This window comes from Erwinia sp. HDF1-3R (genome assembly GCF_039621855.1).
GTDB lineage: Bacteria > Pseudomonadota > Gammaproteobacteria > Enterobacterales > Enterobacteriaceae > Erwinia.
Map to the genome: position 1 here is coordinate 4,397,071 of NZ_CP155071.1, position 20,518 is coordinate 4,417,588.

Annotated in this window: 23 protein-coding genes and 1 pseudogene; 7 read left to right on the forward strand and 17 right to left on the reverse strand. The window is 52.9% G+C overall.

What is annotated here, in order from left to right; genetic code table 11:
• Positions 1-43: 43 nt before the first annotated feature.
• The 7 genes from rpsG to fkpA all read right to left on the reverse strand — a co-directional run bounded on the left by rpsG (position 44) and on the right by fkpA (position 3,913).
• Positions 44-514, reverse strand: coding sequence for a 30S ribosomal protein S7 (rpsG, locus tag AAGR22_RS20030; RefSeq protein ID WP_008457106.1), 471 nt, complete (start codon positions 512-514; stop codon positions 44-46).
• Positions 515-610: 96 nt separating this feature from the next.
• Positions 611-985, reverse strand: a complete 375-nt coding sequence (rpsL, locus tag AAGR22_RS20035; RefSeq protein ID WP_013204141.1) for a 30S ribosomal protein S12 — start codon at positions 983-985, stop codon at positions 611-613.
• Positions 986-1,110: 125 nt separating this feature from the next.
• Complete coding sequence (tusB, locus tag AAGR22_RS20040; RefSeq protein ID WP_345829236.1) at positions 1,111-1,398, reverse strand: sulfurtransferase complex subunit TusB; 288 nt, start codon at positions 1,396-1,398, stop codon at positions 1,111-1,113.
• 7 nt (positions 1,399-1,405) lie between these two features.
• The gene (gene tusC / locus AAGR22_RS20045; RefSeq protein ID WP_067709923.1) at positions 1,406-1,765 is read right to left on the reverse strand and encodes a sulfurtransferase complex subunit TusC; all 360 of its coding nucleotides are present in this window, start codon (positions 1,763-1,765) and stop codon (positions 1,406-1,408) included.
• Complete coding sequence (gene tusD, locus AAGR22_RS20050) at positions 1,765-2,151, reverse strand: sulfurtransferase complex subunit TusD (protein ID WP_067709921.1); 387 nt, start codon at positions 2,149-2,151, stop codon at positions 1,765-1,767. The genes tusC and tusD overlap by 1 nt, the downstream gene beginning before the upstream one ends.
• Positions 2,151-2,873: a transcriptional regulator gene (locus tag AAGR22_RS20055; protein WP_067709917.1), complete on the reverse strand. Its 723-nt coding sequence runs from the start codon at positions 2,871-2,873 to the stop codon at positions 2,151-2,153. Before AAGR22_RS20055 ends, tusD begins: the two co-directional genes overlap by 1 nt.
• Before the next feature lie 203 nt (positions 2,874-3,076).
• A complete protein-coding gene (fkpA, locus tag AAGR22_RS20060) occupies positions 3,077-3,913 on the reverse strand; it encodes an FKBP-type peptidyl-prolyl cis-trans isomerase (protein WP_067709916.1) in 837 nt (278 codons plus the stop codon).
• 285 nt (positions 3,914-4,198) lie between these two features.
• Between fkpA and AAGR22_RS20065 the strand changes: the two genes are divergently transcribed.
• Positions 4,199-4,417, forward strand: coding sequence for a SlyX family protein (locus AAGR22_RS20065; RefSeq protein ID WP_067709914.1), 219 nt, complete (start codon positions 4,199-4,201; stop codon positions 4,415-4,417).
• A gap of 72 nt (positions 4,418-4,489) precedes the next feature.
• Here the strand turns inward: AAGR22_RS20065 and slyD are convergent, their stop codons facing one another.
• The 4 genes from slyD to kefG form a co-directional block, all read right to left on the reverse strand.
• Positions 4,490-5,035 carry a peptidylprolyl isomerase gene (gene slyD, locus AAGR22_RS20070; RefSeq protein WP_067709913.1) on the reverse strand — a complete coding sequence of 182 codons (546 nt, stop codon included), beginning with the start codon at positions 5,033-5,035 and terminating at the stop codon, positions 4,490-4,492.
• Between the two features lie 138 nt (positions 5,036-5,173).
• The gene (locus tag AAGR22_RS20075) at positions 5,174-5,368 is read right to left on the reverse strand and encodes a YheV family putative zinc ribbon protein (protein ID WP_067709912.1); all 195 of its coding nucleotides are present in this window, start codon (positions 5,366-5,368) and stop codon (positions 5,174-5,176) included.
• An 8-nt stretch (positions 5,369-5,376) separates the two neighbouring features.
• Positions 5,377-7,182 (reverse strand): glutathione-regulated potassium-efflux system protein KefB, encoded by a 1,806-nt coding sequence (gene kefB / locus AAGR22_RS20080; protein ID WP_345829245.1) that lies wholly within the window; start codon positions 7,180-7,182, stop codon positions 5,377-5,379.
• A complete protein-coding gene (kefG, locus tag AAGR22_RS20085; RefSeq protein WP_067709905.1) occupies positions 7,183-7,734 on the reverse strand; it encodes a glutathione-regulated potassium-efflux system ancillary protein KefG in 552 nt (183 codons plus the stop codon).
• 123 nt (positions 7,735-7,857) lie between these two features.
• Between kefG and AAGR22_RS20090 the strand changes: the two genes are divergently transcribed.
• A complete protein-coding gene (locus AAGR22_RS20090; protein WP_345829247.1) occupies positions 7,858-9,753 on the forward strand; it encodes an ABC transporter ATP-binding protein in 1,896 nt (631 codons plus the stop codon).
• A gap of 47 nt (positions 9,754-9,800) precedes the next feature.
• Here the strand turns inward: AAGR22_RS20090 and tauD are convergent, their stop codons facing one another.
• The 4 genes from tauD to tauA are packed head-to-tail and all read right to left on the reverse strand — an operon-like array spanning position 9,801 to position 13,219.
• Positions 9,801-10,640: a taurine dioxygenase gene (gene tauD / locus AAGR22_RS20095; RefSeq protein ID WP_345829249.1), complete on the reverse strand. Its 840-nt coding sequence runs from the start codon at positions 10,638-10,640 to the stop codon at positions 9,801-9,803.
• Positions 10,637-11,464, reverse strand: coding sequence for a taurine ABC transporter permease TauC (gene tauC, locus AAGR22_RS20100; protein ID WP_067709900.1), 828 nt, complete (start codon positions 11,462-11,464; stop codon positions 10,637-10,639). Before tauC ends, tauD begins: the two co-directional genes overlap by 4 nt.
• Positions 11,461-12,228, reverse strand: a complete 768-nt coding sequence (gene tauB, locus AAGR22_RS20105; RefSeq protein WP_345829254.1) for a taurine ABC transporter ATP-binding subunit — start codon at positions 12,226-12,228, stop codon at positions 11,461-11,463. Before tauB ends, tauC begins: the two co-directional genes overlap by 4 nt.
• A 13-nt stretch (positions 12,229-12,241) precedes the next feature.
• A complete protein-coding gene (tauA, locus tag AAGR22_RS20110; protein WP_345829256.1) occupies positions 12,242-13,219 on the reverse strand; it encodes a taurine ABC transporter substrate-binding protein in 978 nt (325 codons plus the stop codon).
• A gap of 1,452 nt (positions 13,220-14,671) precedes the next feature.
• Between tauA and AAGR22_RS20115 the strand changes: the two genes are divergently transcribed.
• Together AAGR22_RS20115 and AAGR22_RS20120 are read left to right on the forward strand one after the other, a co-directional pair.
• Positions 14,672-15,436 carry a hypothetical protein gene (locus tag AAGR22_RS20115; RefSeq protein ID WP_345829258.1) on the forward strand — a complete coding sequence of 255 codons (765 nt, stop codon included), beginning with the start codon at positions 14,672-14,674 and terminating at the stop codon, positions 15,434-15,436.
• 166 nt (positions 15,437-15,602) lie between these two features.
• Positions 15,603-15,785: pseudogene (locus AAGR22_RS20120) on the forward strand (DDE-type integrase/transposase/recombinase); the annotation flags it as partial.
• A gap of 292 nt (positions 15,786-16,077) precedes the next feature.
• Here the strand turns inward: AAGR22_RS20120 and AAGR22_RS20125 are convergent.
• Together AAGR22_RS20125 and AAGR22_RS20130 are read right to left on the reverse strand one after the other, a co-directional pair.
• Positions 16,078-17,145, reverse strand: a complete 1,068-nt coding sequence (locus tag AAGR22_RS20125; protein WP_067709897.1) for an acyltransferase — start codon at positions 17,143-17,145, stop codon at positions 16,078-16,080.
• A gap of 441 nt (positions 17,146-17,586) precedes the next feature.
• A complete protein-coding gene (locus tag AAGR22_RS20130) occupies positions 17,587-18,189 on the reverse strand; it encodes a LysE family translocator (RefSeq protein WP_067709895.1) in 603 nt (200 codons plus the stop codon).
• An 84-nt stretch (positions 18,190-18,273) separates the two neighbouring features.
• On the opposite strand from AAGR22_RS20130, the gene AAGR22_RS20135 reads away from it, so the two are divergent.
• The 3 genes from AAGR22_RS20135 (at position 18,274) to AAGR22_RS20145 (ending at position 20,439) form a co-directional block, all read left to right on the forward strand.
• Positions 18,274-19,266, forward strand: coding sequence for a hydrolase (locus AAGR22_RS20135; RefSeq protein ID WP_345829260.1), 993 nt, complete (start codon positions 18,274-18,276; stop codon positions 19,264-19,266).
• A gap of 1 nt (position 19,267) precedes the next feature.
• Positions 19,268-19,486, forward strand: a complete 219-nt coding sequence (locus tag AAGR22_RS20140; RefSeq protein ID WP_067709891.1) for a YheU family protein — start codon at positions 19,268-19,270, stop codon at positions 19,484-19,486.
• A gap of 83 nt (positions 19,487-19,569) precedes the next feature.
• Entirely contained in the window at positions 19,570-20,439 is an 870-nt protein-coding gene (locus AAGR22_RS20145; RefSeq protein WP_067709890.1) for a phosphoribulokinase, read from the forward strand.
• The last annotated feature ends 79 nt before the right edge of the window (positions 20,440-20,518 follow it).

A 20,518-nucleotide genomic window follows, 5' to 3' on the forward strand; every position in this document is an offset into this window, starting at 1 on the left:
AGTCACTGGGACGTCCGCTGGGTTAATAACAACTACGAAGCTGTTACCAGCGGTAGTGAGCGAACGCCTTGTTGGCTTCGGCCATACGGTGAACGTCTTCACGTTTCTTAACTGCAGTACCTTTGTTCTCTGCAGCATCAGAAAGTTCGTTCGCCAGGCGCAGAGCCATTGATTTATCACCGCGTTTACGAGCAGCTTCAACGATCCAACGCATTGCCAGAGCATTACGACGAACCGGACGGACTTCAACTGGAACCTGATAAGTAGAACCACCAACGCGACGGGATTTAACTTCCACGGTTGGGCGGACGTTGTCCAGGGCTACTTCAAAGGCTTCCAGCTCGTTTTTACCTGAACGCTGAGCCAGGGTCTCAAGCGCGGTATAGACGATTGATTCAGCAGTAGATTTTTTACCGTCTACCATCAGGATATTTACAAATTTAGCCAGCAGCTCTGATCCGAACTTAGGATCTGGCAGGATTTTACGCTGGCCAATAACGCGACGACGTGGCATGGAAATACTCCGTTGTTAATTCAGGATTGTCCAAAACTCTACGAGTTTATTATGACATTTAAGATAAAACGTTTGGCCTTACTTAACGGAGAACCATTAAGCCTTTGGCTTCTTCACGCCGTACTTGGAGCGTGACTGCTTACGGTCTTTAACACCTGAGCAGTCCAGCGCGCCACGAACGGTGTGGTAACGCACACCTGGCAGGTCTTTTACACGACCGCCACGGATCAGGATCACGGAGTGTTCCTGCAGGTTATGACCTTCACCACCAATATAGGAGGTAACTTCAAAACCGTTGGTTAAGCGAACACGACATACTTTACGCAGTGCGGAGTTCGGTTTTTTAGGAGTAGTAGTATATACGCGAGTACATACACCACGTTTCTGCGGGCAGGCTTCCAGCGCAGGCACGTTGCTCTTTGCAACTTTGCGTGCGCGTGGTTTGCGAACCAGCTGGTTAACTGTTGCCATCAAATAGCTCCTGGGATTTGCTTTTGCTTCGTAAACACGTGATAAATCGCCTCGTGGTATAACGAGGACGCGGAATTTTAGGGCTGAGCAGAAAAGGTGTCAAGAAATAACCAGGATATCATTCATTACCAGGTCATTTGTGATGAGTTTTTTACCGTCAGCGCGACGAAATCAGTATAGCTCACCGCGGTTACTCTGGGCGAAATTTGACCAGAAAGCCCGCGCGCACTGACGTCGTCTTCGAGCACGTAAACGGATATGGGGGCACGCAGCACTAATTCAAGCGCCTGGCTCCCCTCCAGCGCGGCAAGAACCCCATCCTGAAGTAGCAGAAGGTCGTCTCCCTCAGCCAGCAACCGGAGTAGCGCGCTGAAATCGCTCTGAAAAGGGGAGTGAGTCAGGGTATGTAGCATAGCGTCCTCAGAACGATATAACGCGATCGTATTTTGCCAGCTCGGCTCGCAATCGCTCGGGTTTGAGCACGTCGGTCGGCAGGATTGCCGTGAAATCAGCCGGGATGCCACGCTCGGCCAGCGAGGCAGAACAGACATAGCAGCGCTCAATATCGTACAGAGGCAACACGCCAAAGGTCGCGATATAATTGCGCGAAAGAATTTTTTCGGGTTGCTGCTGCTGCATAAGCTGTAAAACGCCATCGCTGATAAAAAAGAGCGCGATCTCGTCCGTTAACGCGGAGGTAGCCAGTACGGCATCGAGCCCTTCACGTCCTGCGCTGCTGCCGTGTGGCGCCTGGGTGAAAACAAAAGCAATGCGCTTCATTAGAACTGTACCATCCTCTCGGCAACCAGCGCCGCTTCAGCCAGCGCGCCCAGTCCCGTCAGCTCAAAGCCCTCAGCCAGATTTGCGGCGGGCAGCCCCTGACTTTTGGCTTCCTGCACATCGGCGATGCCGCGTCGCAGCGCGGCCGCGACACAGATATGCAATGCCACACCGTGCTGCTGATGCAGCGCCTGCCAGGCCTGGGTGAGGTCAAATTCATCACTGGCGGGCGACGTCAGCTGACTGGCATTCAGTACACCTTCACGATAAAAGAAGACGCTCTCAAGGCTATGGCCACTGCGTAGCAGCGCCTGAGCAAACAGATAAGCGCTGGAAGCCTGCTGTGTGCCATAAGCCGGCCCGGTGACCAGAAGCGTAAAGCGCATTAGCGATCCTGACTCTGGATATCGCCGCTTTTAAACTGGCGGATATAGAGATAAACGGTATGTCTGGAGATATTCAAACGCTCAGCAACCTGATTGATCGCATCTTTAATGTCGAAGATGCCCTTCTCATAGAGATTCAGGACAATCTGACGATTCTTGGTGTTGTTCGAAATATTACGATCGGCGCTGACTTCTTCAATGGTGAACTCCAGCGTTTGCATGACCAGATCTTCAACCGAAGAGGCAAAATTGACCGATGATGCCACGTCCTGCGTTTCAGGAGGCATGAAGGTGGCCATAATCTGTGAAAAGGGAACGTCCAGGTTCATATTGATACACAGCAGGCCAATAGCGCGATGCTGACCATTGCGGATGGCAATAGTCACGGATTTCATCAGTACGCCGCTTTTCGCGCGGGTGAAATAGGCTCTTGAAACGTTGCTTTCCGCATCGCTCATATCATGAAGCATACGCAGCGCCAGATCGGTAATCGGTGAACCCACCTTGCGCCCGGTATGTTCACCGTTGGCAATCCTGACTGCTGAACAGTTCAGGTCCGCCAGCGAATGCAGCACGATCTCACAGTGAGAGCCAATGAGCATCGCCAGCCCGTCTACCACGGCTTCATAGGATTTCAGAATATCAAAGTCGGACTGTTCAAATGGACGATGCTCCAGCAGCTCCAGCTCTGTCACATCACCGGTAAATGTTGTACCAGACATTAAGACACCACCCGTTGCAAGAGCCTGTCGCACAGCGCCAGGGCAGACTCATTCTGAAGAAGTTAAACGGTTGGCAGTCTACCAAATATCAGAAACATCTGTCCTGACCTTTGTCATGAAATGCAGGGGAACGCAAAGAATGGGATGAAAGCAGGGGTAACGAAAGGGAAACAACCGCCACACAAGGTGTGGCGGTCGGAGGATTACTTAGACTGGGTAGCAGCAGGTGATTCTGCTGGTTTTTCAGCGTTAGCGTCTGCTTTAGCAGCAGGTTTGATGTCAAGAAGCTCAACGTCAAACACCAGCGTGGAGTTCGCAGGAATACCCGGCACGCCGTTTTTACCGTAAGCCAGCTGCGGTGGGATGACCAGCTTGATCTTGCCGCCTTTCTTGACGTGCTTAAGACCTTCTGTCCAGCCAGGGATTACGCCATCAAGACGGAAGGAGAGAGGCTCACCACGGGTGTAAGAGTTATCAAACTCGGTGCCGTCGATCAGCGTACCTTTGTAGTTCACCACCACGGTATCGCTGTCTTTAGGAATATCACCGGTACCTTCTTTCTCAACGTGATACAGCAGGCCGGACTCGGTCTTCTTCACGCCTTTTTCTTTAGCAAATTTGGTGGCAAAAGCATCACCCTTCTGGGTATTCTCTTTTGCATCTTTTTCCATCTTCGCCTGAGCGGCACCCTTCACGCGCGTCTCAAACGCCTGCAGAGTCTGTTCGATTTCCTGATCGGAGAGCTTGCTCTTGCCAGCAAAAGCATCCTGAACGCCGGAGATCAGCTGCTGTTTATCCAGCGTGATGCCCAGTTTTTCCTGCTCCTTGAGGGAGTTTTCCATGTAACGGCCAAGCGATGCGCCCAGCGCATAGGCTGACTGCTGGTCGTCATTTTTAAAGGCGTCATTCTTCGGTGCCGGCTGCGGTGCCTGTTGTGGTGCCTGTTGAGCCGGGGTGGCCTCAGCGGCCATTGTCAGCGGTGCATGCAGCGCAACGGCCATTGTGGTGGCTAACAGTGTGACTTTAAACAGTGATTTCATCCATTTCTCCAAAACCGAAGCCTCTCGCCCCGGAAATCGTGTACAGAACTGAGCCCGTACTATAACTGTGCGCGAGAAAATTACACAATCTCGCAATGAGAACTAAGTTAACTTCCGACCGCTATCCTGAGCGAAAGTTTCACCACTGAGATGCAGTCGGACAGAGCCGTTTTCAACCATCCGGCAGAAATTAAGGCGATTATCCCTACTTCGGGCTCATCTTTACCGTTAGAATCAGACGATTCGGGCAATCCAGGCCGCAAAGCCGTCATGAGAGGAAAAAGTATGCAACAGGCGTTGTTTGAAGAGCGAATGGAGATGCTGGAAAGTCGGCTGGCCTTTCAGGAGCATACCATTGAAGAGCTGAATCAAACGGTGATTCAACATGAGCTGGAGATGGCCCGACTGCGCGAACAGATGCGTCTGCTGACCGATAAGCTGAAATCAGCGGCACCCTCAATGATCGCCTCACAGTCGGAAGAGACTCCACCTCCGCACTACTAAGCGCACGCCCAACCGCTGTGACAGACACAAAAAAGGGGCCGAAGCCCCTTTTTAATGATTGTCATAAGACGATCAGTGGCAGCCGCAGCCGCCAGTCCCGCAACCACCTTTACCGTGTTCATGGTCGTGATCGTGATCGTGATGATGATCGTCTTCACCGTGAACGTGACCATGGGCCAGTTCTTCAGCCGTGGCTTCACGAATGGCGACCACTTCAACGTTAAAGTTCAGATTCTGACCCGCCAGCATATGGTTACCGTCAACCACTACGTGCTCGTCTTCAACTTCGGTGATTTCCACCGGCACCGGGCCCTGATCGGTTTCCGCCAGGAAGCGCATGCCAACCTGCAGCTCGTCAACGCCCATAAAAACATCTTTCGGTACGCGCTGAACCAGGTTGTCGTCGTAATGACCATAGGCTTCGTCTGCGGTGATGTTCACCTCAAACTTGTCACCCGCTTCGTGGTTTTCCAGCGCTTTTTCCAGGCCGGCGATCAGGGAACCATGACCGTGCAGGTAGTCCAGCGGTGCGCTCACCGGAGACTCATCAACCAACACACCGTCTTCTGTACGTACCTGGTATGCCAGGCTGACCACCAGGTCTTTTGCTACTTTCATGATTACTCCTAACCGTTGAGAGCTTTGAGCCCTTTTAATGTTGGCCTTTTGCCAACCTGTAAGGCTTTAAATTGCGTCGATAGTAACGAATTTCAACGCCGCTGTAGGATACAGCTTAAAAAAAGCTGAGCCATAACGCTACTCAGGATGAAAAATTCCTATCACTTGTTCATTTTCGCGAACCTGGCCCCGGGCCTGTTTATCCGCTTCTCGCATCTGATGCCCGCACTTAACACATTCTACGACATCAACATTATTCTCTTTCCACAGCGCCAGCGTATCTTTGGCCTGACACTTTGGACAGGTTGCTCCGGCAATAAATCGTTTACGCATAACATGTCCTATTCATATTCGTCCCAGCCGTGAAACTGGCGTTTCTCATGCCGCATTTCTGCCTGAAAAATATCCTCCAGTTCGCGACGGGCCTCCTTCACGCGCGAAATTTGCTGGCTGTCCGCATGATTCGGCATCAGCTCACGCAGCATACGCATATCCAGTCGGCGAAAATGCTGCTGAGCACGAAAAGCCTGATGGGGATGCATGCCCAGCGTCATTAAGGTCTTACGCCCCAGCTCAAGCGCACTGGAAAAGGTTTCACGGGAAAACTGCGTGACGCCAGCCTGAAGAAGTTCATGGGCCTCCACGCGCCCTCTTGCCCGGGCCAGAATTTGCAGATGCGGAAAATGATGCTGGCAGAGATGGACTATCTCCATGGCATCTTCCGGCCCGTTACAGGTTATCACTATTGACTGCGCCGTTTCAGCCCCGGCGGCGCGCAGCAGCTCTAACTCCTTAGCATCACCGTAGTATACTTTATAACCGTACCTGCGCATCAGGCTGACCGCGCTGATATCGCGCTCAAGTACCGTGATCCGTTTTTCATTGGCCATCAGCAATCGCGCAACCACCTGCCCAAAACGACCAAATCCCACCACAATCACCTGGGGCTTATCATCCTCGACAAAATGTTTCTCTTCGTTTTCATCCGGCTCGTTGAAGCGTTTCTCAAGGATTTTATCCACGCCCTGCAGCAACAGCGGCGTGGTCATCATTGAGAGCGTTACCGTAACCAGCAGCAGAGGCATCTGGTCTCCGCTAAACAGGTGGGCCGTTGCGGCCGCTGAAAACAGCACAAAGGCAAACTCGCCGCCCTGGCTGAGTACGCCGGAGAATTGCAGGCGCTCGGAGCTGCGCAGGCCGTAAATCCGCGACAGCAGATAGAGCACCCCCGCTTTCACCGCCACCAGCGACACCACGCCAATCAGAATTTCGATGATATGGGTATAAAGCACGCCCAGATTGAGCGCCATGCCCACCGAGATAAAAAACAGCCCCAGCAGCAGGCCCTTGAAGGGATCGATGGCAATTTCTAGCTCGTGACGATACTCACTTTCGGCCAATAGGATACCCGCGATAAACGTACCCAGCGCCATGGAAAGGCCGAGCGCGTCCATAAACAGCGCCGAACCCAGCACCAGCAGCAGGGCGGCGGCGGTGAAAACTTCACGAACGCCGGATGCCGCGATATAGCGGAATATTGGCCGCAGCAGATAGCGCCCTCCGACCAGCATGCCGGCAAAGGCCAGCACCTTCATGCCTATCTTTATCCAGTCGGTATGCCCGCTGTCACTTCCTGCCAGCAGCGGGACCAGCGCCAGCGCCGGGATAACGGCCAGATCCTGAAACAGCAGGACCGAAAAGCCGAGCTGGCCCGACTCATTGCGGTTCATGCCTTTATCCCGCATCAGCTGGAGCGCCATCGCCGTCGAGGACATGGCCAGCCCGATACCGCCGATGGTTGCCGCCTGCCACGAAAAGTCCGTCAGCCATAGCAGCCCGCCAAGGATAGCCGCGCTGAAAATGACCTGAGCGGCGCCCACGCCAAAGATGGAGCGGCGCAGTTCCCAAAGCTTGGAGGGTTTCAGCTCCAGCCCGATAATAAACATCAGAAAAACCACGCCCAGCTCGGAGAAGTGCAGGATCTCTTCCACGTCGCTGATAAAGCCCAGCCCCCAGGGACCAATCGCAATACCCGCCAGCAGGTAGCCCAGCACCGCCCCAATACCCAGCCGCGCGGCCAGAGGTACCGCAACAACAGCGGCAAACAGATAGACCACGCCGGCCGTCAGGAGGGTTTGTCCTTCCATTCAGATACCTCCATAGGGTAAAGGGGATGCGAGCCAGTGTGCATACGCTCGCGCATAGTTTTTCATGACTTCAGGTGTCTGGTGCCGCGCCCAGTAGATAATCATCGGCGTCAGCCAGTGCATCCGGCACATCTGGGCGGTCAGCTCGAACGGGCGCATAATGTCCGACATAGGATAGCGGTTCAGCCCTTCCTGATGATAGGCCGCCTCGGGCTCGCCGGTGGTGATCACGCTGCGCCAGTACTTTCCTTCCAGCACGTTGCCGCCTGGGCCGCTGGCAAAGCCGCGAGAGAGCACGCGATCCAGCCACTCCTTCAGCAGCGCAGGGCAGCTGTAGGTGTACAGGGGGTGCTGGAAGACGATGATGTCGTGTTCGCGCAATAGCTGCTGCTCGCGATGAATATCAATAAAAAAATCGGGGTAGTGCGCATAAAGGTCATGCACCGTGACCTGTGGCAAAAGCCGGGCCGGCTCCAGCAAAACGCGATTAGCAACCGAGTCTTGTGATTCCGGGTGGGCATAAAGCAGCAAAACTTTAGGCGGCTGCAACATCATTCCCCTCCAAATCGTCGTCACGGCGGGCAAATTCCGCTACCATGCTCGACGCAACGGAATCCAGGATTCCGAAATCCAATTGATGGCTCAATTTAACATATTCTACATATTACGGCGCTTATGATTGTCTTCTCCTCGTTACAAATTCGACGCGGTGTCCGCGTACTGCTGGATAACGCCAATGCCACCATTAACCCCGGTCAAAAGGTGGGTCTGGTCGGTAAAAATGGCTGCGGTAAATCCACGCTGCTGTCGCTGCTTAAGAACGAGATAAGCGCCGACGCGGGGAGCTTCAGCTACCCAGGCAACTGGTCGCTCGCCTGGGTAAACCAGGAGACACCGGCACTGTCGGTGCCCGCCATTGAGTATGTTATCGACGGCGACCGCGAATACCGTCAGCTTGAAGCCGAGCTGGCTCACGCCAACGAGATCAACGACGGCCACGCCATTGCCGTACTGCACGGCAAGCTTGATGCGCTCCAGGCCTGGACCATTCAGTCCCGCGCCGCCAGCCTGCTTAACGGGCTGGGCTTCTCTCAGGAACAGCTACAGCGCCCGGTGAGTGATTTCTCCGGCGGATGGCGGATGCGCCTCAACCTGGCCCAGGCGCTGATCTGCCGTTCCGACCTGCTGCTGCTTGATGAGCCGACTAACCACCTCGATCTCGACGCGGTCATCTGGCTTGAGCGCTGGCTGAAAAGCTATCAGGGCACGCTGATTCTGATTTCGCACGACCGCGACTTCCTCGATCCGGTAGTCGACAAAATTCTGCATATTGAACAAGAGTCCATTTACGAATATACCGGCAACTACAGCGCCTTCGAGATCCAGCGGGCGACCCGCCTGGCGCAGCAGCAGTCGCTTTTCGAGAACCAGCAGACGAAGGTTGCCCATCTGCAAAGCTTTATTGACCGTTTTAAAGCGAAGGCCAGTAAAGCTAAGCAGGCGCAAAGCCGCATCAAAATGCTGGAGCGCATGGAGATGATCGCCCCCGCCCACGTCGACAACCCTTTTACCTTCAGCTTTCGGGTACCGGAAAGCCTGCCGAACCCGCTGCTGGATATGGAAAAAGTCACGGCGGGCTATGGCGATCGCATCATCCTGAATTCGATCAAGCTCAACCTGGTGCCCGGCTCGCGCATTGGCCTGCTGGGTCGCAACGGCGCGGGCAAATCGACGCTGATTAAAATGCTGGCGGGCGAACTGGCACCGCTTAAGGGCAATATCGGCCTGGCGAAAGGCATTAAGCTGGGTTACTTCGCCCAGCATCAGCTCGAATTCTTACGCGCAGATGAATCCCCCCTCCAGCATCTGGTACGCCTGGCGCCAAAGGTCCTTGAACAGCAGCTGCGTGATTACCTGGGCGGCTTTGGTTTCCAGGGCGACAAGGTGACGGAAAAAACCGAGCGGTTTTCCGGCGGAGAGAAAGCCCGTCTGGTGCTGGCGCTGATTGTCTGGCAGCGCCCGAACCTGCTGCTGCTGGATGAGCCTACCAACCACCTCGATCTCGATATGCGCCAGGCGCTGACCGAAGCCCTGATTGATTTTGAAGGGGCGCTGGTGGTGGTGTCGCACGACCGTCACCTCCTGCGATCGACCACGGATGACCTCTATCTGGTGCACGACGGCAACGTCGAGGCTTTTGATGGCGATCTGGAAGATTACCAGCAGTGGTTGAGCGATCTGCAAAGGCAATCGGCGACCGCTGAGCCTAAACAGGAGAGCGGTAACAGCGCGCAGGCCAGGAAAGATCAGAAACGCCGCGAAGCGGAGCTCCGTACCCAGACGCAGCCGCTGCGCAAAGAGATTGAAAAGCTGGAAAAGCAGATGGAAAAGCTGAACGCGCAGCTGGCGGATGCCGAAGACAAACTCGCCGACCCGACCCTTTACGAACAGGCGCGCAAAGCAGATCTGACCGCGGTATTAAAACAGCAGGCGGAAGCGAAATCCTCGCTGGAAGCGTGCGAAATGACATGGCTGGATGCGCAGGAGCGTCTGGAAGGGATGCTCGGGTAAAATGGCTAATCGCCCGCATCACGGCGTTAGCCACTTTTAGCCGTTCATTAAAACGGCTTATCGCCCAGGATCGTCGCGCGATGCATGATACGCCGGGCGGGCATATAATCGGCGTTGGCGTAATGCTGCGTCACGCGATTATCCCAGATGGCGATATCATTCTCCTGCCAGCGCCAGCGCACCTGAAACTCCGGCTTAGTGATATGGGCAAACAGGAAGTTAAGCAGGGCATCACTCTCCTTCTGACTGAGATCGACAATGCGGGTGGTAAAGCCTTCATTGACGAACAGCGCCTTTTTCCCACTGACCGGATGGGTGCGGATCACCGGGTGCAGTAAGGGCGGATTTTTCTCCACTGCCTGCTTCCAGCGCGCATGTTCTTCCTCGCTGCTACGGTATTTGTACTCCTGAAACGACTTCTTAAAATCATGCTCAGCATGCAAACCACTCAGTAACTGTTTGAAGGGTTCAGAAAGCGCATTGTAAGCGGCAATCCCACTGGCCCACAGCGTATCCCCTCCGCTTTCCGGCAGCCGTTTCGCGGCCAGAATCGCCCCGGCTGGCGGCGTCTCGATAAAGGTGACGTCGGTATGCCAGTTGTCATTATCCGGTGGATTATTATCGTGAGTATCCAGCACGATAATTTCCTCTACGTCCGGCGCATGAGGGTAAACAGGATGGATATGCAGATCGCCAAAGCGGGCCGCCAGGGCGCGCTGCTGTTGCGGCGTCACGGGCTGATCGCGGAAAAACAGCACCTGGTGGCGGATGAGTCCGTGATACAGCTGCTCAAACTGCGCATCGCTTAGCGGCAGGGCCAGATTAATATCTGAAACCCGTGCGCCGATATACGGGCCCAGCGCGGTAATCGTCAGACGTTCGTTCATAAATTTTCTCCATGCCAGGGGGTTAAACGGCGCTGCACGCTGCGCAGGCCCAGCTCAAGTGTGAAGGCAATCAGGGCGATAACGGCGATACCCGCGAGGACCACATCCGTCGCTAAGAATTCACCCGCTGACTGCACCATAAATCCCAGCCCGCGCGTGGCGGCGATAAGCTCTGCCGCGACCAGCGTTGACCAGCCCACGCCCAGCCCGATACGCAGGCCGGTTAAAATCTCCGGCAGCGCGCCCGGCAGTACGACGTACCATAAAACCTGCCAGCGGCTGGCACCCAGTGACTGGGCGGCACGCAGGCGAACCTGCTGAGCGCTTTTCACCCCGGCCAGCGTCGACATTGCCACGGGGGCGAAAATGGCCAGGTAAATCAGCAAAATTTTCGACGTTTCGCCAATGCCAAACCAGATTACCATCAGCGGCAAATAGGCCAGCGGCGGCACCGGGCGGTAAAGCTCAATCAGCGGATCGAGGATGCCGCGCACGGTTTCACTCAGCCCCATCGCTATCCCTACCGGTACGCCAATAAGTACCGCTGCCAGCAACGCGATAACAATCCTCGTCAGGCTGGCCGCAAGGTGCTGCCACAGAGTGGCATCCATAAAACCCTTTGAACTGGCAATGGTCAGCAGCTGATGAAAGACCTGCTGCGGTGCAGGGAGAAACAGCGGCGCAATCAGCTTCAGTGAGGTGACGCCCCACCACAGGAATAGCAGTACCAGCAGCGTCACGACGCTAAGGGTCAGTTGCCGACTGAAAGGCCAGCGCAGCCGGGTGCGGTCGGCGCGGGTGTTTTCACTGGTGACAATACTCATGAAAAGACCTCACGCTGCTGAAATACACGACTTAAAACATACTCCCGGCGCTCGATAAACGCCGGATCGGACTTAATCGCCCGGCAGGCCTCACCGCGTGCATAACGGCGGCCAAAGTCCAGAGAGAGCCGCTCGATAATTCTTCCCGGCCCCGGCGATAACAGGATCAGCTCGCTGGCAAGAAACACTGCCTCTTCAATATCATGAGTAATCAGCAACACCTGCTTGCCGCTGTCGCGCCAGAGATTCAGCAGCAGCTCCTGCATCTGTTCGCGGGTAAACGCATCCAGCGCACCGAAAGGTTCATCCAGCAGGAGCAGCTGCGGGTCGGCCGCCAGCGCTCTGGCGATGCCCACCCGCTGACGCATTCCGCCGGAGAGCTGCCAGATAAATTTCTTTTCCGCGCCCTCCAGCCCCACCTTTCTGAGCATTGCCCTGGCCCGATCGCGTCGCACATTTTTCGCCACGCCCGCCAGCTGGAGGCCAAAACCAACGTTATCCAGCACGTTCCGCCACGGCAGCAGCCCTTCGTGCTGGAACACTACGCCGCGTTCCGCCCCCGGACCGGTAACGACTTTACCGTCCAGCGTGATGCTGCCGGACTCCGCCGGAAGAAAACCAGCGACCAGGTTGAGCAGCGTGGTTTTGCCACAGCCTGAAGGCCCAAGCACCACCACCAGCTCCCCGGAGGCGATGGAGAGATTGATATCTTCCAGCGCAGGATGACCGTCATAACGGGCGGTCAGATGTGAGACTGCAAGCATGGGAACCCCTTAATCACTCAGCAATTTGCTTAACAAACCGGTCGGTGACATAGCTGCTGTAATCGCTGGACGCCTGCGGAACCTTGCCCTGATCCTTCAGAAATTTCGCCGTATCGACAATGGCCTTATTTACCGGCTGAGCCAGCTCCTGCACCTGCTGCTGTGCGGTGAGATAGGTATTGCCCTTCACGAGGTCCGGCACCTGCTGCTCCGGTACGCCGCTCAGGCGGGAGAGCTTGCTGAGGTTACCGCCCTCTTTCAGCCATCGATCCGGATTATCAAGGTAGCCTTTCTGTGCGGCGAGTGCGCTGCGGGCAAATGCGGTGACCACGTCAGGATGTTTTTCCGCAAAATCTTTGCGCACCACCCAGACATCGAGCGTTGGCGATCCCCATTTGCCGACCTGCGCGGAATCCGTCAGGACCCGGCCATCTTTCTCCAGTTCGTTTACGGCAGGTGCCCAGACGTAAGCGCCGTCGATATCGCCGCGCTGCCAGGCGGCTGCGATAGCCGGTGGCTGCAGGTTAACAATCTGTAGCTGGTCGGGTTTAATGCCCCAGTGCTTCAGCGCTGACAGCAGGCTGTAGTGGGTGGTGGAGATAAAGGGAACGGCGATACGCTTACCAATCAGATCCTTCGGGCTGTTGATGGACTTTTTCACCACCAGCGCCTCGGAATTCCCTAACTGCGACGCCAGCAGGAAAACCTCAATCGGCACCTGCTGGCTGGCGGCTACTGCCAGGGGGCTGGAGCCGATATTACCAATCTGTACGTCACCGGAGGCTAACGCACGCACGACGCTTGAACCACTGTCAAACTTACGCCAGTCCACCTGCGCCCCGCTTTCTTTGGCGAAGGTGCCATCGGCCTGCGCCACCTTAGCGGGCTCTGCCGAAGTCTGATACGCCACGGTGACGTCGACGGCCTGCGCCGTTAATGCCGAAAGTGAAAGTGCCGCTGCAATCAGTGATAATGAGAATTTATGCGCCATTGCCCTGCTCCGGTTGTCATTGTTATTCGTTGAATAACCTCTTTGTAACCGACAGCGACAATGGCAATAAAGTAATTAAAAAGTATCGCTTATAATTATTTTTGCTTAGAAGAAAAGCGGGATAGCTTTGCAGAAAAGAGAGTTCGGGAGCCAATGGAATGTAAACATACTGGATATAAGTATCCGCTTAGCGAACGATAACCTCGAAAGCATCTCTCATCAGGGTCCTAATCGATGACAATTCATTATGACCTTCCGTTGGCCCTCCCCTCAGCTTCCGGTTCCTTAAAAACCTGGGTCAGCGTCTTTCAATTGTGAAAATCACCAGATTAGCGGCCCGAATGTTATGGCGCAGTTTTTCATCGCTGAGATATTCTGGCAGAAACAGTGGTTTTGTTACCTACTCGGTCAGCAAAAGAAAAGTATAGTTTTTCTCCGACTGGCAGTGCCCACTTTTCGCAAAATAGTGACAGCCACAAATGATGATCATGTATTCTTTGTACCTAAATGTACGTGGCTGATTATGCATAAAAAATTTCAACCCCGGTGTTTTCAGAATATAGCCGGTCGCATGGTACTAGATTTTTACAGAGTAGATATGGCAACGGCCAGAGCGCAATCTTACATGTTTATGTATTAATCCTTACGCCGGGCAAATTATATTTATTTGTAGACATGTAAAAACCTGCCTCATACCTTTTTTTCATAGAAACAAATTTATCTCATTGATAATAAATGTAATTTTTATTTTCATAAAAACAGAGATATTTTAAGATGAGTAACTTTAGTTCGTACTGTAGTATCTATGGGCAATGGCGGCGGGGTTTTACTATTTGCCAGTAAATAAGGGCTTGCATTGTTTAGCATTCCAGCGATCCCGTCTTTGCCTGCAGTTAGCGTTACAGTGCACTGAAGTTAAAGGCAGTCCCATTGAAACAGCATTTCTGTATGTACGTGGGGGTATGGAGAATATCGTCTGACAGCAATCAGGTATTCTGTCACAACCCAATTAAAATATTATTAGTAGCCATAATAAGCAGGGCGTATTACCAGGTTTTATAAGATACTGAGGTTGAATTTATTCTTAATGAAAAATTAGCAGTGCACGGTTTATTTATACCATGCGTTACTGCACAAACGTTCCCGCTGGGAGCTTGATTGATAGCCGCCGAATCGTTTATCCGGATGTCGCACGTAAGACCTCTATATCTGTAAAGAGGATGGCATCCGCACCTGGAATTTAACCATCACGCATCCGCTATATTTCAGTACGCCGAATAATAGAGCGAGTCATTAAGCAGAGGCCATTGTAGCATTTTAATTAGCACCATAATCAAGCTGAGGGAATCATAAGAAACCTTCATTAAAGTAATAAAATTTCTGCTGACGAAACCTTAAAAAATAAACCCGGAGTATCTAAATATTTATATGGTTGTAACAAAAGGAGGGAATATGAAATTTGAATTTTCATTATTTGCACTAATCCTTTCGGCAGGCATCGTTCACGCTGATCCTACGATATTCTATGAAGCCCCGAGTGGACATAACTATGATTCTATGACGGTGGGAATTCAGGTTGACAGCATGACTAAACAGAAAGGGTATTTCTGGGCAAATACGTATATCTTTTATGAAGGAAACCATCAGGGATACATAGGGATCCAGCCCCGTGCAGAGGAGAAATCAAATATTGCCGTCTTCGGTGTATTTGGTGATGGTGCTAAATCTACTTCTGCAAGCTGTAATTCTGACGCTGATGGAGGAAAGGGCGTTTCCTGTCGTGTGGCTTACGAATTTGAAGAGGGGAGAAAATATTGGCTTAATATTGAAAAAGAAGAAAGCGGTGATTCAGGTTACAATAAATGGCTGGGTACAATAACGGACAGTAGTACCGGCGAACGGATCACTATAGGAGAATATATGACCCCAAAATCCTGGGGAATGTTATGGCGAAAAGCGACGTTTTTTGATGAATGGCTTCCATTCAACGGCGAGCCATCCGATCCTTCAAAACGTAACTGCGTACCTCACGCAAAACTAACTACCTATAATCCAGTATTCAGCGTAAACGGTAAACAAGAAAACACAGATGTAACTGGGTCACGCATTACCGCAGGCAAGGATCTCTGTGCCGTCGCACATGCCTATCCAAATGCCGGCCTGACACTTGGAAAAGATAGTCACATAGTGGAAAATGGTATTTTTACGAAAAAATAAAAATTAATAAAACGTAATGTGGTCGTTTTTAGCCGACCACATTACATATCACTGAATCATCAATGGGTCATGGCTACGGCGAACCTTTCATAGATAAGTGATTTCTACTTAGATCAGTTCAAAAAAAGCCAGATGTTGCATTTTGCAGCTTTGCTCTCATTAAGCCATCAAAGTTAAAGGGCAGTGGAAATATCTGTAGCGGGCCGTCGACACTGAAGGCCAGACCATCGACTTACTGCTGATCGCCAAACGCGATGCTGCTGCATTACGCTTTTTTCGCAAAGTGATTAGACACCACAGTGAACCAGAGAGGCTGACCACTGATAAAAGTGTTGCCAACACGGCGGCAAGACTACAGTAAACGCACTAATAAGGCGGTTTGAAACCCAACCATACGGAACTGTATGCTAAATGTATTTTTTAAGCAGATTCGGCGAATAAAGCAAACGTCGGGCTATGTTTACTCTTTTAGTAAACGCCAGTACACATTGAGCTTTCGGCATTTTTGGGGTTAATCAACCCGGTGATGAAATCAACATAAACCTGTCTGGATAACCTGTTACTTTATAAATTTAAAATCATAATGTTACGTTTTAAACGTACGTTTCCGTTCCATTGGACGTCAGACTCCAAAAGGTAATTTACGCTCCTGTACCTGCTTTTGCTGCGGGCACTCTCCGGCTTCTCAACCTGTTTCTTAGCGCTGGTTCGGCATATTGACTGATCAGATACGCAATGTAATAAAGTACGGTCGCCACCACAATGGGCATCAGCAGCATCACCCACTCGTTGGTAATGTAGCGATTAATTTTAATCAGCGAACCGATCATCAGGTTTTCATGAAGTAAATAGAAGGCATAGCTGGCAAAGCCCATCGCCGTCAGGAATCGCACGGACAGTATTCTCTCCAGCCATTTTGAATAAAAACTGGCAATGAAAAACACCATAACTAATAGCAGTGGAAGCAGAGTTATCGCTCCCGCATTTTTCACGTAATAGCTGAAGTTGATTAGCATCCCGAATATGACTAACGCGTAGTGAAACAATTTATCGCGATTGTGCATCCTTTCATAAACCAGACAACCCACCATAAACCATGAATAATGAATGAAGCCAAACTTTGAAATAACATCGATCAAACCGGGATGTCCTAAAGACTTCAGAACCGAAGAGGCCGATAAAAGCAGCATCGGTACCAGCAGCGCGGGTAAGCAGTACCGTCTTCCCAGGGTAAAATAGACGGCACCGATAATCACATAGAACAGCGCTTCAACGTACAGCGACCAGAAAGAACCTGCTAACGACTTAAATTCTATTCCGGTAATTTGTGAAAGCGTTTCAGGATTGATGAAAATTAGCCCGGGCAGCAGATTTTTTGCATGGGGCGCGATGTCTGTCCATTCCGGGAACAGGCCCCCCGCCAGGTAAAGCAGCAGGCTGGCAATGAGCATCGCCGGAAATAAACGCAGCCAGCGTTTTCTAAGAAAGCTGAGGTAACTGTCGGATTTGTCCAGTGTCATAAATATGACAAATCCCGAAATCATAAAAAACAGTTCAACGCCAAGCCAGCCGAAAGAGAAAACAGGAATATGCTTTGTAATATGGGAATAGGGTAATAACGCCTCCCATCGCACATAGGCATGGTAACCGATGACCAGAAGAATAGCTAAACCACGCATCCCATCGAGATGCTTAATACGCGAGTGCATAATACCCCCAGGGGGATAGCGGAAAAGTTAAGTGAAGCTAGCACTGCGTTATTTTTAATTCAACTGGCCTTATTCTGATTATCGACCGGGTATACGCACCAATGGCGTCGCTTTGGGTGAGCCAGACCTGAACTGAGATTAAAAACTTTTTTAGTAATATCTTCAATGAACTTTCAATGAATTTCCGATGAACTTTCAATGAATTTATAATGCGTTTTTATTAACGGAGCTTGTGGCCCCCTCAATGATTACAGGCCTCAATCAGACTCTGGCTAATATCCATTAGTATCGTCTGGATCACATTTTACCCGGACCTTAAGCGCATTATTCAGGGTAGCGGCGGGTTTATGTCGCTCCCCCGCCTGCCCCCCCTGCTCATCTTCCCTCTGATCGTTAAACTCAATAGCAGCAACAAGGTGCAGCGCTATTCCGCGCAGTGATTTAGTGCCAAATCAGCAGCACGCAGGCGGCGGTCAGTAAGCCCATAAAGACGTTGAAAATCGTCCAGGCCCGGCGGCTGCGCAGGATACGCCCAATCAGCGTCCCGAAACCCAGCCAGATAACGCCGGAAACCGCATTCACCAGTGCCATCGCCGCGCTGATGGCGATGACTGAACCGCGATAGGCCTCACCGGCCAGGCTGAAGCTTGCCACCGCACCCAGCGCCATCAGCCAGGCTTTTGGATTAACCAGCTGCAACAGCCCACCCTGCCAGAATGGCATCGGTGAAGCCGGGCCGTCGCCGGGGTCCAGTTTTTCATACTTCGCGGTTGCTATTTTCCATGCCAGCCAGAGAAGATAAGCGCTACCGGCAATTTTCAGGATAAGGTGAAGGGAGGGATAAAGCAGAATCAATCCGCCGACGCCGAAGGCCACCAGAAGCAACATGACCTGCATACCGATCATGATGCCGATTATCAGCCACAGCGAGCGCAAAAAACCAAAATTGGCGCCGGAGGCGGTGAGTAACATATTATTAGGGCCTGGCGTGATCGCAGCAACCCACAGAAAGCCGAGCATGGATAAAAATAAATTCAGTTCCATATGATATGGGTGCTCCTCACCCCCTGAAAAAAGCAGACGCTTTGAAGCTAACAATGTGACAGAGATCCTACAAGCATTTTGAATATGAATTTTAATCGCCCCCCGGCGAGCCCATTTAATGCCCTGCCGGGCATGAGTAATGCGCATTTGCAAACGCTTCTGCCCCGGCTGATTCGCCGACGTATCACGCTACAGCCCCACTGGCAGCGGCTGACTCTGCCGGACAGCGATTTCGTCGATCTGGCCTGGAGTGAAAATCCGGCGCTGGCGCGGCATAAGCCCAGGGTGGTCCTGTTTCACGGGCTGGAGGGCAGCTTTACCAGTCCCTATGCGCACGGGCTGCTTCAGGTATTCCGCGATCGCGGATGGCTGGGCGTCGTTATGCATTTTCGCGGCTGTAGCGGCGAACCAAATCGCCTGGCGAGGATTTACCACTCGGGCGAAACCGGCGATGCGCGCTATTTTATGCAGTGGCTGCGCGACGAATGGGGTCGCGTCCCAACTGCGGCCGTTGGCGTTTCGCTGGGGGGAAATATGCTCGCCTGCCTGCTGGGAGAGCAGAGAGAAGATTGCCTGATCGATGCCGCAGTGGTGGTCTCCGCGCCGCTGATGCTTGAGCCGTGCAGCAGGAAGCTGGAGCAGGGGCTGTCGCGCGTTTACCAGCGCTACCTGCTAAACCTGCTAAAGCAAAATGCCGGGCGAAAGCTACGTGCATGGCCGGGTACGCTGCCGGTTGACCTGCCCGGGCTGGAAGCATTAAAAACGCTGCGTGACTTCGATAACGCCATCACCGCGCCTGCCCATGGCTTTCTTGACGCGACGGACTATTATCAACGCTGTAGCGCCATGCCGCTGCTGCCCGGCGTACGCAAGCCGCTACTGATTATTCATGCCAGGGACGACCCTTTTATGACTGATGAGGTTATCCCCGCGCCTGACCTGCTGCCCCCGTCGGTGGAGTATCAGCTCACCCGGCACGGCGGGCATGTAGGATTTGTTGGGGGGACCCTGCGCAGCCCCGAAATGTGGCTGGAGCAGCGTATCCCCGAATGGCTTTCAACCTGGCTGGACAACTAACGTGATTATTCCCTGGAAAGAGCTGGACGCAGAGACGCTGGATAACCTGATTGAATCTTTCGTGCTGAGAGAAGGCACCGACTACGGCGAGCAGGAGCGCTCGCTGACGCAGAAAGTGGAGGACGTACGCCGTCAGCTTATCAGTGGTGAAGCCGTACTGGTCTGGTCCGAACTCCACGAGACGGTGAATATTATGCCGCGCGGCAGGATTACCGGTTAGCGATCGTGACCGGGCGTGACACCCGGACGCAAATCGTGTTACCAATGCCGCCTTGATGCGTTTTTCTCAGAGAGTCGTTAGCCATGTCAGCCAAACATCCTGTGATTGCCGTAACGGGTTCCAGCGGTGCGGGAACCACGACTACCAGCCTGGCCTTCCGCAAAATTTTTCAGCAGCTAAACCTCCATGCCGCTGAAGTTGAAGGTGACAGCTTCCACCGCTTTACGCGTCCTGAAATGGATATGGCTATTCGTAAAGCGCGTGATATGGGCCGCCATATCAGCTATTTCGGCCCCGAGGCTAACGATTTTGCCCTGCTGGAGCACACGTTTGCCGAATATGGCCGCAGCGGCAGCGGCCAGTCGCGTAAATACCTGCACACCTACGATGAAGCGGTACCCTGGAACCAGGTGCCGGGCACCTTTACGCCCTGGCAGCCGCTGCCCGAGCCGACTGACGTGCTGTTCTATGAAGGTTTACACGGTGGCGTAATGACGCCGCAGCATAACGTTGCGGAGAATGTCGATCTGCTGGTCGGCGTGGTACCGATCGTCAACCTTGAGTGGATCCAAAAGCTGGTCCGCGACACCAGCGAGCGGGGGCACTCCCGCGAGGCGGTGATGGACTCCGTGGTACGCTCGATGGAGGACTACATCAACTATATTACCCCGCAGTTTTCGCGCACCCACATCAACTTTCAGCGCGTACCTACGGTGGATACCTCCAATCCGTTTGCGGCACGCGGTATCCCATCGCTTGATGAAAGCTTTGTGGTTATCCACTTCCAGGCGCTGGAGGATATTGATTTCCCCTATCTCCTGTCGATGCTGCAGGGCGCGTTTATCTCTCAGATCAATACGCTGGTGGTGCCGGGCGGCAAAATGGGGCTGGCGATGGAGCTGATAATGGGGCCGCTGGTCAGGCGTCTGATTGAGGGGAAAAAGATAGTCTGAGACACCGTGCGTTAAGCACAGAGAAAAAAACAGTCTGGGCCACTGCGCATTAGCCCCACAGGCTGGGGCTAATGGAATG

What these genes read in the sequence shown, in the direction of transcription:
- rpsG (WP_008457106.1), bottom strand. Translation starts at nt 514, where the DNA reads ATGCCACGTCGTCGCGTTATTGGCCAGCGTAAAATCCTGCCAGATCCT.
- rpsL (WP_013204141.1), bottom strand. Translation starts at nt 985, where the DNA reads ATGGCAACAGTTAACCAGCTGGTTCGCAAACCACGCGCACGCAAAGTT.
- tusB (WP_345829236.1), bottom strand. Translation starts at nt 1,398, where the DNA reads ATGCTACATACCCTGACTCACTCCCCTTTTCAGAGCGATTTCAGCGCG.
- tusC (WP_067709923.1), bottom strand. Translation starts at nt 1,765, where the DNA reads ATGAAGCGCATTGCTTTTGTTTTCACCCAGGCGCCACACGGCAGCAGC.
- tusD (WP_067709921.1), bottom strand. Translation starts at nt 2,151, where the DNA reads ATGCGCTTTACGCTTCTGGTCACCGGGCCGGCTTATGGCACACAGCAG.
- AAGR22_RS20055 (WP_067709917.1), bottom strand. Translation starts at nt 2,873, where the DNA reads ATGTCTGGTACAACATTTACCGGTGATGTGACAGAGCTGGAGCTGCTG.
- fkpA (WP_067709916.1), bottom strand. Translation starts at nt 3,913, where the DNA reads ATGAAATCACTGTTTAAAGTCACACTGTTAGCCACCACAATGGCCGTT.
- AAGR22_RS20065 (WP_067709914.1), top strand. Translation starts at nt 4,199, where the DNA reads ATGCAACAGGCGTTGTTTGAAGAGCGAATGGAGATGCTGGAAAGTCGG.
- slyD (WP_067709913.1), bottom strand. Translation starts at nt 5,035, where the DNA reads ATGAAAGTAGCAAAAGACCTGGTGGTCAGCCTGGCATACCAGGTACGT.
- AAGR22_RS20075 (WP_067709912.1), bottom strand. Translation starts at nt 5,368, where the DNA reads ATGCGTAAACGATTTATTGCCGGAGCAACCTGTCCAAAGTGTCAGGCC.
- kefB (WP_345829245.1), bottom strand. Translation starts at nt 7,182, where the DNA reads ATGGAAGGACAAACCCTCCTGACGGCCGGCGTGGTCTATCTGTTTGCC.
- kefG (WP_067709905.1), bottom strand. Translation starts at nt 7,734, where the DNA reads ATGTTGCAGCCGCCTAAAGTTTTGCTGCTTTATGCCCACCCGGAATCA.
- AAGR22_RS20090 (WP_345829247.1), top strand. Translation starts at nt 7,858, where the DNA reads ATGATTGTCTTCTCCTCGTTACAAATTCGACGCGGTGTCCGCGTACTG.
- tauD (WP_345829249.1), bottom strand. Translation starts at nt 10,640, where the DNA reads ATGAACGAACGTCTGACGATTACCGCGCTGGGCCCGTATATCGGCGCA.
- tauC (WP_067709900.1), bottom strand. Translation starts at nt 11,464, where the DNA reads ATGAGTATTGTCACCAGTGAAAACACCCGCGCCGACCGCACCCGGCTG.
- tauB (WP_345829254.1), bottom strand. Translation starts at nt 12,228, where the DNA reads ATGCTTGCAGTCTCACATCTGACCGCCCGTTATGACGGTCATCCTGCG.
- tauA (WP_345829256.1), bottom strand. Translation starts at nt 13,219, where the DNA reads ATGGCGCATAAATTCTCATTATCACTGATTGCAGCGGCACTTTCACTT.
- AAGR22_RS20115 (WP_345829258.1), top strand. Translation starts at nt 14,672, where the DNA reads ATGAAATTTGAATTTTCATTATTTGCACTAATCCTTTCGGCAGGCATC.
- AAGR22_RS20125 (WP_067709897.1), bottom strand. Translation starts at nt 17,145, where the DNA reads ATGCACTCGCGTATTAAGCATCTCGATGGGATGCGTGGTTTAGCTATT.
- AAGR22_RS20130 (WP_067709895.1), bottom strand. Translation starts at nt 18,189, where the DNA reads ATGGAACTGAATTTATTTTTATCCATGCTCGGCTTTCTGTGGGTTGCT.
- AAGR22_RS20135 (WP_345829260.1), top strand. Translation starts at nt 18,274, where the DNA reads ATGAATTTTAATCGCCCCCCGGCGAGCCCATTTAATGCCCTGCCGGGC.
- AAGR22_RS20145 (WP_067709890.1), top strand. Translation starts at nt 19,570, where the DNA reads ATGTCAGCCAAACATCCTGTGATTGCCGTAACGGGTTCCAGCGGTGCG.